This window comes from Streptomyces sp. NPDC039465, from assembly GCF_055639315.1.
In genome coordinates, this window is sequence record NZ_JBVKAP010000004.1 from 410072 (window position 1) to 422920 (window position 12849).

Here is a 12849-nt window from a genome sequence, read left to right on the forward strand (position 1 = left end):
GGGCGTGCCGGTCAACGGCGGTGGGGGCGGCAGGTGAGCCCCTGTCACGCCGGGCGCCTCGCCGCCCACAGCAGATAGACGCCGGCGGCGATCGGGAGCGCCAGGAGGGCCAGGCCGAGCGGAATGAACAACGCTCCGAGGCCGAGGTTGATCGCGCCCGCGGGGATCGCCCACTGCGCGACTCCGAATGCCGGCGGCGCGAGGGCGGCCACCGTTCCGATCACCTTGTCCCGGGTGTGCCACTGCGACCCGGCCCACAGCAACCAGATCGGGGCGATCAGGGCGATGCTCAGGAGGGGTGTGAAGACCGTCAGGGGGCCGATCACCACCAGCAGTACCAGCAGGGCGAGGGGACGTACCCGGCTCACCTGCGGAGCGGGAGGGGCGGGGGGCTCGTCGCCGAGTGCGGTGGCCGCGATGGTGCGCGGGTCGCCGAGGCGTGTGAGCACGGCGCGGACCTCGTCGTCGCCGGAAGCGGACTGTTCCGCGAGGGTCACGGCGATGTGCTCCTCCAGGTCGGCCAGCAGCTCGTTGCGGCGTTCCGGGCCGAGTCCGGCCGCCTCACGCGCCGCGGTGGCCAGGTAGTTCTTCACCAGCGGGTGCTCGGTGATCGTCACAGCGGTCTCCTGTCAGTCGGTGATGAAGTGGTCGACCGCGTCACGGAAGTGCGGCCAGATGGCGGTGAACTCCTTCAGCGCCGCATGCCCCGATGGCGTCAGCTCGTAGTAGCGCCGGGGCGGCCCGCTGGGGGACTCCTGCCAGTGGGTCTCCACCAGTCCGTCCCGGCGCAGCCGCGACAGCAAGGGGTAGATGGTCCCTTGGCTCGTGGTCATGACGTTCACCGCCCCGAGGGTTTCGAGCAGCTCCACGCCGTAGCGCGGGCCATCCCGCAAGATCGCAAGCACGCAGTACTCCAGCACCCCTTTTCGGAGCTGGCTCTCCGCCTTGCCTGCGACGGGCTTACCTGCGATGTCAGGTTCCATGCATTGCATAGTACCTGGTTATCCCTCGCCGGCGCGTACCGACTTCACGGGACGGGGCTGACCGCCGACTCCGGCGGGCAGCCCCAGAGAGATGTGGGCTACGCGGTCACCACTTGTAGGTCCAGACGGTGTCGTTGTACGCGTCGGAGCTGTTCACGTGGATCCGGATGCGGGCGGTGTCGTCCTGGAACGTCTGGCCGGGTTTCCAGGTCTGCATGTCCAGCGTGCTGCAGTTCCCGGTGGGTGCGGCGGCTTTGGGGTTGCTCACCACCCGGACCGGTCCACTGCCGCTGGTGACCGAGGTGTCGACCTTGTAGATCAGTACGCCGGTGGCGCAGGTGTTGGAGTCGTTGTTGGCGGCCTTGCGGGACTCGGCGATGTAGGCCGTGGTGGCGCTGGTCTTGATGACGGCCAGCTTGTAGCCGCTGCCCCCGTACTCCACCCCGTTCAGGTTGGTGGCGTAGGTGGTGTTCGTGGACAGGCAGGAGACCTGGCTGTCCGTGATCCATCCGAGCTTCCATGCGTGCCAGCCGAGGAACTGCGGGGCCGGTCCGCTCACCTTGCCCATGACGTCCCAGCCGCCGACGTACTGGTGCTGTTCGCCGTTGAAGGCGTAGAGGTCGGGCAGGCCGAAGGTGTGGCCGGTCTCGTGGTTGGCGACCTTGTAGCCCCAGTGCCACATGTCCTGTCCGAAGGTCACGGCCCACTTGATCGCCACCCAGGCGTTCGTCGCCTTGTTCCAGACCCAGGTCGGGTTGGCGGGGTCCTGGACCCAGGTGGGTGTGTGGGTGATCGCGGCCGCGTTGCTGGTCGGCACGATGTAGAACATGTCGTAGTTGGCGAGGTTCACACCTGCGTTGGCGGCACCGGCGAGCGCGTCCTTCACGTATATCCGGTGTGTGTCCCAGGAGAACCCGCGCGCCCAGTTGTACTCGGTGGACTTCTTCGGCATGCGCACCCAGTTGCCGTGCGGGGCTCGCATGTCCAGCCAGACCTTGCCGTTGGAGGCCTTCCACATCCAGTCGGCGGCGCCGGATATTTGGTTGTAGTAACGGTCGAGGGGCGTGGTGGTCCCGACGGTGTCGGGGAAGTCCACGTAGATCACGCCCACGCGCTTGGTGCCCGCCGGTTCCTGGAACCGGTTGTAGTCGGTTTGCTGGCCCTCGTCGGTGTAGCCGGTCGTCCCTTGGAGCGCGCATGCCGAGGTGCTTCCGTTGGCCCCATGGGCGGTGTCGGCGGGGACCGTGACCAGGGCGAGCAAGGCGAGCAGGGCGGACAGGGCGAGTGCGGGCGCCGCGAAGCGCGGGCGCCGCGACGCGAGTGAGGATCTCATGGTGTGCCTCCGTGGGAGAGGTACGCCTCGTGGGGAGAGGTGTGCCTCTGTGGGGGAATGGAGCCCGCTCGGAGTGATGCGGGCATGACATTCTGTTGCCTGCCGACGAATGTGTTGGAGAAAGGATGCGGATGCGGCGGCGGCGCCAAAAGATATCGGATCCCCATAACAGCGCACTATGCCCCCGGAGTTGTGTCCCCCCGATTACGAGCGGTCATCGAGAATCCGGGCGGCCCAACGAAGCGCCGGTCCGGCAAGCGGGGCCCGTACGAAGCATCTTCGAATTACGCGGAAAAGGACGGTGCCGCGTAAGCGGCCGTCTCGACTCCTGCCGTCCGGGGGTGAGGTGGGACCCATCGCACCTGACGCCGTGCCGGCACGCCTCGCTTTGCATGCCCGGGGCTGTGGGGAGCCCCTGGAAATGACGGGGCCGTTCTGTGGAACCGGCTCCAGCCGGTCATCAGGGAAGTGGGCTACCCCGAGCCGTCGTCGGGGCCGAAGTTTTCGACCGTGCACTACCACTTCGAGCGGGGGCAGCCGGTCGGCGCCTGACCTCAGCCATGGCGGGGCCGCAGGCCGGTGTGCCTGCGGCCCCGCTCGGGCGTTTAGGTCAGGACGGGTCGCCGTACTGGAGGCCGCGCCCGTTGGTGCCGACATAGACGCGACCGTAGGTGTCGGGGTCACCGGTGATGACGCCCACGCCGCCGATGCTGCCCCACTGGTGGGCGTCGTCGTTGACGCGGAGCCAGGTGGCGCCCTTGTCGGTGGAGCGGAAGACGCCGGTGACGTCCTTGACGGTACCGATCAGGTACAGGGCCTGATAGGAGGCGCCCGGCGCGGCCTTGCCGAACCCGAGGGCGGAGGCGGACTGCACCGCCCCGAGCGTGGTGAAGGTGCGGCCGCCGTCGGTGGAGTGCAGCACCCCCTTGGCGCCGCCGGCGATCCACAGATCCCCGGCGATGCCGGGGACGGCCGTGAGCCGGCCGGCGGGCAGGTGGGTGGCCCGGGCGGTGAAGGTCGCGCCGCCGTCGGTGCTGGCGTAGAGCGTGCCGCCGGCCAGTGAGTAGAAGGTCTTGGCCGAGGAGCGGTCGGCGACGACTGCGGCGTCGTTACCCAGGCCGTTGACCCTCGACCAGCTCGCCCCGTTGTCGGTCGAGCGGTACGGGGCCTGACCGGCCTCGGTCCAGACGATGGTGGAGCCGTCCGCCGATAGCGCGATACGGCCGTCCCGGGCACCGGCCACAGGCTCTGCCTTGAAGCCGGTCCAGTTGCTGCCGCCGTCGGTGGAGTAGGCGCCGTCCTGCTCGCCGCCACGGCCGACGCGGACCATCATCGAGGGCTTGGACTGGGCGAAGTCGATATCGGTGCTGTTGGTCATCAACGGGTTCTTCAGCCGCCCGGAGGGCACCTTGGTCAGGGAGTCGTGCCGGAAGCCGCCCTGGTCGCCCATGGAGGTGATGACGGTGGCGCCGCCGGGAGGGGCGATCGCGTCCAGCAGCGCGGTCTCCTCCAGCCCTCGGGCACCCATGCTCCAGTGGCTGGTGCCGCCGCTGTCGGAGGCATTGGCGTCCTTGCTGCGCAAGATGCCGTTGCCGGTGCCGTACAGCACGTGCCCGGAGTCGAAGGGATCGATGGCCAGGGCGGTCATCCAGTGCCCGGTGTGAGTGCCGACGTAAGGAGCGCCGGAGGCGTCCCGCACCGACTTGTCGGCCAGTGCCTTCCAGTTCGAACCGCCGTCGGTGGTCCGGTAGATCTCGTCCTCGGGCCACCAGCGGCCGAGGGTGGTGACCATGACCGTGGACGGCTTGCGCGGGTCGACCGCCAGACCGGAGAAGCCGTAACTTCCCTGGGACGGGGAGATGTTCTTCCACGCCCCGCTGCCCGGCGTGTACTTCCACACCGAACCCGCCGTCACGCCGTTGGGTCCGAGATTGTTGGTGTACGTCAGGTACAGCGATCCGTCACCGGAGAGCACGCCGTGCTGCGGCATCTGGCCGGCGGGCTGCCCGGAGACGGCCTGCCAGGTGCTGCCGCCGTCGGTGGAGCGGTAGAGGGAGGTGGACTTGTCGGCGACGCCGACGTAGATCGTCTTGCTTCCGGCCGGGCCGTACGTCACGAAGGAGATGCCGCCGCCGCTGCCCGCCCCGTCCTTGACGGGGAACGAAGAGAGCTGACTCCATGTGACGCCGTGGTCGGTGCTGCGCCACAGGCCGTTCTTGCGGCTGCCGAGGAGCAGGTTGGCGTTGTTCGCGGGGTCGACCACCAGCCGCTCGCCAGCCCCGCGGCCGTCCTCGTTGCCGCCCAGCTTGAAGGGCAGGTTGGTGCGCTTGAAGGTGCGGCCCTTGTCGGTGGAGCGCAGGATCGCGCCGTTGCCCGCCCAATCGTTGGTGTAGGTGCCCGCCCCGAGGTAGAGCCGCTTGGGGTCGACGGGGTCGGTGGCCACCGAGTCGATGCCCAGCAGGTTCCAGTCCTTCTCGCCGACCCAGTCGGTCAGCGGGATCCACTGCTCGGCCGCGGTGTCCCAGCGGTAGGCGCCGCCCATGTCGGTGCGCGCGTACAGAAGGCCCTTCTCACGCGGGTTGAACACCAGCCCGGTGACGTAACCGCCGCCCACCACCTGGGCGTTGCTCCACACATACGGTCCGGTCCCGGCCGCCGGGGACTCGGCCGTCTTCACCAGCTTCCACTGCTGGTTGGTGCTGCCCTTGCCGGGATACTGGATGACCACCGCGCCCTCGGCCGTGGAGCCTCCGGAGACGTCCAGGACCTGGCCGCTCCTGCGGGAGGTGAAGGTGACGGCGTCGGAACCGCTCACCTCGTCGATCCGCCACTCCTGAGAGGTGGAGGCGCTGTCGGTCTGCTGCTCGGCGGCGGCCGCCTGGGCGGACGAACCGCCCGCTATGCCCAGCACTTTGCCGCTGTTGCGGTTCACCAGCTCGTAGTAGCCGTCCCCGGTGGGTCGCAGCTTCCACTGCTGGTTGGCGGTGTTCTGGTCGGTCCACTGCTGGATGCGGGTGCCGTCGGCGGTGGAGAAGGCGTTGACGTCCAGCGCCTTGCCGCTGCGTACGGAGATCAGCCGGTAGTAGGCATTGCCGTCGACCGTCGCGGCCTGCGAGTCGTCCTGCACGAACAGGAGATACGGCACGACGAGAGCGGGCGCTCCGAGCAGCAGTCCGGTCGCGGTCCAGCGGCGGCGGTGACGCCCGCGGCGCCCACCGTTCGTGGGGTTCTTCATGGGGGGTGTTTCTCCTTGCGTATGACCGTGGATCGGGCAGTCAGCGCTGCAGGGTGAGGACACCCGGCCGGTACGGCAGTCGGTCGTAGGGGCCGCCCGCGGTGGAGGACTTGCCCTGGTAGAGGAACTGCAGCCTGCAGGGGTCGATCGTCATGGTCTGGTCGGGATTGCTGCGGACCAGGTCACCGTGGCTGACGTCGTTGGTCCAGGTGGCAGCGCTGTTGGCCTTGCCCGCGAAGGGGTTGCTCTCGGTGGCGGCCTGCGGGGTCCACGAGCCGTTCAGGCGGGAGGCCGTGAACGAGCGGAAGTAGCGCCCCTGCGCACCCTTCGCCTCGACGATCATGAGGAACTGCTGCCGGCCCTGGACCTTGTAGACCTGGGGAGCCTCGAACAGGTTGGCTTCCGTGTCGCTCATGACCGTCGTGTACGACGAGCCGAAGCTGCCCGGGAAGTTCCCGATCGGCATGCTCGCCCGGTAGATCTTGCCGTTGTCACCGGCGAAGAACAGGTACATGTTCTGGTCGTCGGCGATCAGGGTCTGGTCGATCGGGCCGGTGGGGGAGTCGGTGCGGGGGATGCTGCCGGTGAACAGCGGCTGCGGCGCGGACCAGCCGTTGGGGTCGGTGGGGTCGCTCGAAGTGCGGTAGATGAAGGGCCACTGACCCCATTGGTACGCGAGGACCCAGATCTTCTTGGGCGCGAAGTAGAACAGCGTGGGCGCGACCGCGGGCTGGCTCATCGCCTTCTGTCCGGCGGACGCCATGTCCGACCAGTTGGTGAAGGGGCTGAACGTCATCGAGCCGTACTTCGATCCGTTGAAGTGCGACCCGTAGACCAGGTGCTTGCCGTTGTGCACCACGTTGGTGAAGTCCTTCAGCGAGGCCCACCCGTTCGCAGGCTGCGCCAGGGCACCCGTCGAACTCCACTTGTACGTCGACGGAAGCGCGCACGTGCCGCCGCCCGACCCGGACGGGGCGGTCCACTTCTGGTTGCCGACGCCCCCACAGGCATGCAGCTGGATCTTGGTGCCGTTGGCGGTGGCCGCACCGACGGCGTCGAGGCACAGCCCGGACTGGACGCCGGTGATCGTGCCGTTGGTGTTGATGTTCCACTGCTGGTTGGTGCCGCCGTTGCAGTCCCAGATGACCACCGCGGTTCCGTTGGTGGTGCCCTTGCTCTTGGCGTCCAGGCACTTGTTGCCGTGGATCTTCAGCTGCTTGCCGTCGGTGTAGGTCCAGCGCTGGTTGGCCTGTCCGCTGCAGGTCCACAGCTGCGCCTGGGTGCCGTTGGCAGTGGTGGAGGCGGGGATGTCGATACAGCGGCCGGAGGCCACGCCCTTGATCTCCCCCGTGCCGGTACCAGTGCCGTCGGCCGGCCCGCTCGGGGTGGTACCCGAGCCGGAGTTGAGGGCGTTCATGACGGCGGTGTACGCGGGCTTGGGCTTGCCGTTGTTGTCGAACAGCAGCGGGCTTTCGCCGCGGCGCCAGGAGTCGCTGTCACGGACGCCCCACACCGTGATGCCGGTGCACCGGGCCACGGACAGGCAGGCTTTGACCGCGTTGGCGTAGTGGGTGGGCGATGCCTGGGCGATGTCCAGCTCGGTGATCTGGACGTCGACGCCCAGGGCGGCGAAGTTGGCCAGGGTGGTCTGGAAGCTCGCCGGCGGGCCGTCCGCTCCGAAGTGGCTCTGGAGCCCGACGCAGTCGATGGGCACGCCGCGGGACGTGAAGTCCTTGACCATTCTGTAGACGCCCTGGGTCTTGGCGTCCGACCAGTTCTCGATGTTGTAGTCGTTGTAACAGAGCTTGGCCGAGGAGTCGGCCGCACGGGCGGTGCGGAACGCCTCCTCGATGAAGCCGTTGCCCAGGACCTTCTGGAACACCGAGCTGCGGAGCTGACCGCTGGGGCCGTCGGCGAACGCCTCGTTGACCACGTCCCAGGCGTAGATCTTGCCTTTGAAGTGGGTCATCGTGGTGGTGATGTGGCCGTTCATCACGCTGCGCAGCGTGTTCGCGTCGCTGATCGAGCCGACCCAGGCCGGGAGCTGCGAGTGCCAGACCGTGGTGTGGCCGCGCACGCGCTGGCCGTTCGCCTGCGCACGGTTGACGATGCGGTCGGCGGGGCCGAAGGTGAAGTTGCCGCGGGACGGCTGGACGGCGTCCCACTTCATCTCGTTCTCCGGGGTGATCATGTTGAACTCCCGGTCGGCGATCGCGGTGTACGCCGGCTCGCCGAGCCTGCCGGCGGCCACAGCGGTACCGAAGTACCGGCCCGAGGGGGCGGCCTGCGTACCCAGGGTCGCGGCTCCGGCGGAGTTGGGAAGGAGCGTCACGACACCGGCCACCACCGCCGCGGCCGACAGTCCTACCGTCGCTGTTCGGCGACGCCGGCTGAGCCGGTGCAGGCCCTTCATGATTCTCCTCGGGGTTCATGGGTGAATTGCGTCATCGGAGAGGCTTTCTTCAGGGAATACGTCAACGGGGAAGCCGGGGAACCCGCTACGTCGGCACGTCATGGCGAGCGGCGGGAAGGGCACCCCACGAATTGGAGGCCTTCGAACGCGCGGTCTCGTAACAGAAAAGTCGCGCCGCCCGGACGATTGCTCAGTGATGCATCTCGCGGGCAAAAAGCGTTATGCCAAGCCCCGCGGTCTGGTCGTCCCTGCGGAAAGGCGCGCCGCCAGGATCAACGGGTGAAGGGTTTTGGAGTGGTGGCAGCCGTCGATGAATGCGGATCGAAGCTGGACCAAATGCTCAAGGAGCGGTTCTCAGGCCCAGGCCTTGCGCATGATGAAGGAAGCCTGGCCGGCGAAGGCCCGAGTGCCGTCGGAGCCATCGAGCCAGATGCCGCCGTCGCGGTGGCGGAGGACCGATCCGGGATAGTTGTGCGCGTGCAGGGTCACCGACCCGGCGACCGCCCCGGGGCGCGGACAGAAGGTGGCGTCTTCGCGGAACAGTTCGCTGCCGTCGTTGGCGCTCAGCTGTAGCCGCAGGTAACGATGGCGCAGGTAGCGGCCGTCGGCGGCGCGGAAGGTGACGCACCGTGTGTCGGCCAGCCCCTCGATGACCGTGAAGGTGCCCCGCTGCCGCTTCCGCGCGCTGCTGGACGCGGAGACTCGGCCGAGCGTCGCGAAGTCGCCGGCATACGTGATGTACAGGGCGGGTTCGTCCACGGACTCCAGCGACTGTGGGCCCAGCGGAACAGTGCCCGCGACGGCGGACGGAGTCACCGGGGACGGTGCGGCCGACGTGGCAGTGCGCGACGGGATCGGCGTGGGATTGACCGGCTTGGGACTGCCGACCGTGGGAGCGGCGATGACGCCGGGCTCCCGATGCGCCGGTTCGGGCCAGGTCGCGTAGGTGGCGGTCCCGGCGATGAGCACCGCGCCGGTGGCGAGGCTCACCAGCGGATGAGCGGTCACCACGTGGAGTTTGCCGATCAGCGCGCTGTGCAGACCGCCTCCCCCCGTCGCCGTCGCCGTCGCCGTCGCCGTGCCGGCGGCGACGTGTGCCGTGGCCAGCCCGGCGGCGCTCGCGGCCGTACCCGACAGCAGGCCCTTGGCGGCCAGCGCGGCGATGAGTCCGGCCGGGACGGCCAGCGTCGCGAGGCCGAGGAGCAGCCGTTCGGCGGGAACCCGTTCTGTCGTCGTCGCCATGCAGACCGGGCAGTCGCGGGTGTGCCGCGCGATCCGCTTGCGCCACACCGATGTACGCAGACCGTCCCAGCCGACGACGGTCTCGTCCAACTGCGGACAGCGCGGGTCGGCCTCCAGCGCGGCGACGATCGTCCGGCTCAGTTCCAACTGCTCGCGCATGCGTTGCAGGCGTACTCCGACGTGGGCGACAGTGAGCCCCATCGAGGCGGCGACGTCGTCACGGCTCAGTGAGCCGGCACATTCCTGCAACCACAGCGACAGCAGCACCCGATGTTCCGGGTCGAGCCACCGGCCGGCTTCGACGACCTGACGGCGCTCGTCCGACACATGCAGACGCAGGATCGTCACGCCCTCAAGCTCGGCGCCGGCGTCCGGTATCTGGTGTGCCTCGTCGATGACCGTGGTCCGGCCGGCGAAGGTGCGTTGCCGGTGCCAGTAGGTGTTGATCTGGCGGAGCGTGATCGACACCAGCCAGGACCGGAAGCTCTCGGGGGCACGCAGGGCAGGCAGGTCGCGCACCACGCGCAGCAGGGTTTCCTGGACGACGTCGTCGACGTCGGCATGTCCGCTCAGCGCTCGCCCGACGATGTTGTAGACCAACGGCAGGTAGGCGGCGATCAGCTCCTCGCGCGCCCGATCGTCCCCGGCCTGCGCCGCGACAACCAGCCCCGCGTGGTCCGCATCCATGATCCCCATCCCCACTTCCCTCAGGGGAGCGATCCACCGAGTACGGCGCCTCACCTTAGCCTCGGCCAAGGTATGCGGCCAAAGCCCGTGCCTTGGGCCAACGTACCGGCCCGTGCCGACTTTTGAGGGCCGGTACCGCGCGTTGCGGGCTTGTCGGTGGTGTTCCATGCATACCGGCGCGCGACGCAGTGCCGGCCATCGGGGAGCCAGTAGCCCTAGCCACGCCCGCCCTGCCGAGGCCACGACGTCGGGAGTGGAGACGGGGCCGATGAGGGATGCCGTCCCGGCATGCGGGATGCAGGGACGAAGTGTTCGAGGTCCGGCTTGCGCCGGATGAGCCGAAGAGGTGGCCGCCGCTGGACGCTGGGATCGGTTGGTTCATCTCTCTTGTGACGAGATGCCATAGGGGACATTCGGGTGGAGTACCCCGTGGGCTGCAACTGTCCCCAGTCCCTTTCCAGTCGTCTTCTCCAGTTGCATGACTACTAAGGAGGCACTCGTGACTGGATCTCCGGCTTTCACCACGGGCACCACTGGGCTGCTGGATCTCGACCCGTACCGCTTCCCCGCCGTGCTCATCGACGACCGGTCTGAGGAGACGTCGATGGCCCGCGGCGGCATGGAGCTCGGCGACTACCTTCTGCCGGCGCCAACGCCGGAGAGCCGCCTGCCGCTTCCTTTCGAGCCGGCCGACCTCCGCCGTCTGGAGCTGCACGCCACCCTCACCGCAGCCGGCATCGCACCCATGCCGGGAGACCTCGACGCCATCGAGGCCCTGTGCACGCTGGATGAGACCACCCACGTCGCACTCCGGCGATGGATCAACCGAGCCATGTGATCCTCGCAGAGTCGGATGCGCTCTGGGCTATGCCCGCGCCTGTCATGCCGGGCGGGGAGCAGAGAGTTGCCGACGGGACTCGCTGTGGAATCCAGGGAACGTGGCAGCGCCTGCCAGATCACAAGAATCGGCGATTCGAATCCGCCACGTTCCGCCTCCCTGTCCGTACCGCTTCCGGTCCGCGAGAGTCGTGTACTTCCTCGGCTGACCAGAGATGAGGTAGCAATGACGCGCTCTGTGTGGTCGGCTCGATGGCTGGCTTCGGCCTGTGATGACCCAGCCGAGATTGGATCGGGCTGCCCGGTATCGGACGAGCGGGACGTGGCTGGCCGTTCCCGACCTGGCCGGAAAGCGGCGCGGTTCTCCTGGATCGTCCCACCCGACGGGAGGGGAACGCTGTTCTCCCCAAGGAATGTGTACCCCGCCCTCACGCCACGCCGTTCAGCTAAATGAAGGGACACGTGAGGGCACGGACTGGTCGCGCACTTTCGAGACTCTGGACTTCGCCGCCGACGCGGACTGCCAGGACTCGGCACAGGACTGCTCACGCCGGCTACTTTTCCGCACTGCTGCGTCGTCTGGTCTGGGGAGCCTGCCACGACGTCTACCGATTGAGGGGCAGACCACCTGAGGCTTCCATCGACGACGGTCCGGGGGCTGAGAGCCAGCCGAGTCAGCAGCCGCCGCGACCGTAGCCGCCGCACCCGGGGCAATCGACGTCGCCCCCACTCGTCTCAGCGTCAGAGGTAAACCGTCCGCCCGAGCCCCGCCAGTCCCAAGTGGGCGCCTGAGACGGCGCATCAGGGAGCCGGCGGAAGGGCACGGCATCGTCGAAGAACACAGGCGGGCCGGAGGCCGGTAGCGGGCCCGGCCCGCAGGTGATCGGCCGGCCCCACCTCAACGCCCGCACGCCAGGCCGGGGTTCTGGTGGCACCCAGAGCCCCGGTCGCAGTCACGTGCGACCTCCGGCAGAACCAGAGGAGCCCCTACATGCCCATTATCGAGCGGGTCCCGGGCACGAGCCCCTGGCGCGCCTCAAGTGTCGGCCGGCGGACCCTGGCGAAACAGAGCCTGCCACCGTCAGCGTTCAGGTCGCGCACCTCATCGGAATGGGGTGGGCCCCACGAGCATGTGGCGTAGCTCTGGGTTCGGTGGGTCGGCAGCTGTCTGCCGAACCCACTCCCCTTTCGGGGTCACGATGCGCGATGCCTAGCCACGGCGCGATGCGGGCCAGGAGGATCCGCTACCCGGGAAGGCCTGGTGCAGCGCTTGCGCCGGTCCGACCCCGATGGGGCGGAGCGCGCCGCGGACACGCTCGACAGGACCGCGTCGGAGGTCGCCGGGCATCCGGCGGGCAGCAGCGCGGTCGTAGGGCTCCTGCAAGGCCGGCCCGAGCCGCTGATCGCCGCCTCGCCCGAGCTGAGCAGCGCTACAGGACCTGGTCCGTGAGCAGTCGGCCCGCGACACGGGCGGAGCACGTACCCATCTGCCATCGCACGCGGGCCGCGGTGCCCGCGTTCACCAGCAGACCGGCGGCATCCCTTACGGAGCCGAGCCCAAGTGAGGCGGTGGCGCGGCCGGGCTGCGGCCGTCCGTGCGTCATCGCGCCGTGGCTCCGCTACCTGCGTCAGGGCTTGCGACGAGCTGCTGAGCACTGCTCCCGCTGTGCTCGCGTGCCGGCCTGGTCATCGCGCTGGCCTTCTCGACCCTGATCAAAGCGTTCACCGACTAGATCAACCCGATCGTCAGCCGTTTCCAGGGCGGCAAATCTCCGGGGGCTCGGGTGGCAGCTCGGCGAAGAGGGAAACGAGGCGACGTACCTCGACCGGGGCCAGTTCATCTCCGCGCTGATCTACTTCATCATCTTCCTGGCGGTCATCTACTTCCTGATCGTCGTGCCGTACAAGCGCTACCAGGCCCGCCGCGGTGTCAAGGCATTGGGCGAACCCGGTCCCGTCAAGACCTGCCCGGCCTGCCTCTCCGAGGACCTGCCCGCCGCTGCGAGCAAGTGCCTCCACTGCGCTACCGAGCAGCCCCCGACCACCGGCAGCGCATCAACTGCCTCGGCTGGCAGCCAGAGATGCCCTCGCTGCCACGAGCAGCGAGGGCATCGGGATG

At 68.6% G+C, this 12849-nt stretch carries 8 protein-coding genes and 1 pseudogene; 2 read left to right on the forward strand and 7 right to left on the reverse strand.

All coding sequences use genetic code 11. The annotated features are described in order from the left end of the window. Positions 1 to 44: 44 nt before the first annotated feature. From ACZ7LT_RS16415 to ACZ7LT_RS16440, 6 genes are all read right to left on the reverse strand, one after another. Positions 45 to 617: an HAAS signaling domain-containing protein gene (locus ACZ7LT_RS16415; RefSeq protein WP_471236720.1), complete on the reverse strand. Its 573-nt coding sequence runs from the start codon at positions 615 to 617 to the stop codon at positions 45 to 47. A 12-nt stretch (positions 618 to 629) separates the two neighbouring features. After that, positions 630 to 983, reverse strand: a complete 354-nt coding sequence (locus ACZ7LT_RS16420) for a PadR family transcriptional regulator (RefSeq protein ID WP_471236721.1) — start codon at positions 981 to 983, stop codon at positions 630 to 632. A 106-nt stretch (positions 984 to 1089) separates the two neighbouring features. Next, positions 1090 to 2316, reverse strand: a complete 1227-nt coding sequence (locus tag ACZ7LT_RS16425) for a M6 family metalloprotease domain-containing protein (RefSeq protein ID WP_471236722.1) — start codon at positions 2314 to 2316, stop codon at positions 1090 to 1092. Between the two features lie 610 nt (positions 2317 to 2926). After that, positions 2927 to 5551, reverse strand: a complete 2625-nt coding sequence (locus tag ACZ7LT_RS16430; RefSeq protein ID WP_471236723.1) for an RICIN domain-containing protein — start codon at positions 5549 to 5551, stop codon at positions 2927 to 2929. A 40-nt stretch (positions 5552 to 5591) separates the two neighbouring features. Then, entirely contained in the window at positions 5592 to 7964 is a 2373-nt protein-coding gene (locus tag ACZ7LT_RS16435; RefSeq protein WP_471236724.1) for a non-reducing end alpha-L-arabinofuranosidase family hydrolase, read from the reverse strand. A 354-nt stretch (positions 7965 to 8318) separates the two neighbouring features. Further along, entirely contained in the window at positions 8319 to 9902 is a 1584-nt protein-coding gene (locus ACZ7LT_RS16440) for a sigma-70 family RNA polymerase sigma factor (protein WP_471236725.1), read from the reverse strand. 490 nt (positions 9903 to 10392) lie between these two features. On the opposite strand from ACZ7LT_RS16440, the gene ACZ7LT_RS16445 reads away from it, so the two are divergent. Further along, positions 10393 to 10731, forward strand: coding sequence for a hypothetical protein (locus ACZ7LT_RS16445; protein WP_471236726.1), 339 nt, complete (start codon positions 10393 to 10395; stop codon positions 10729 to 10731). Positions 10732 to 12160: 1429 nt separating this feature from the next. Here the strand turns inward: ACZ7LT_RS16445 and ACZ7LT_RS16450 are convergent. Then, entirely contained in the window at positions 12161 to 12334 is a 174-nt protein-coding gene (locus tag ACZ7LT_RS16450; RefSeq protein WP_471236727.1) for a hypothetical protein, read from the reverse strand. Positions 12335 to 12385: 51 nt separating this feature from the next. On the opposite strand from ACZ7LT_RS16450, the pseudogene ACZ7LT_RS16455 reads away from it, so the two are divergent. Further along, positions 12386 to 12767, forward strand: a pseudogene (locus tag ACZ7LT_RS16455) (large conductance mechanosensitive channel protein MscL); the annotation flags it as partial. Positions 12768 to 12849 lie beyond the last annotated feature (82 nt).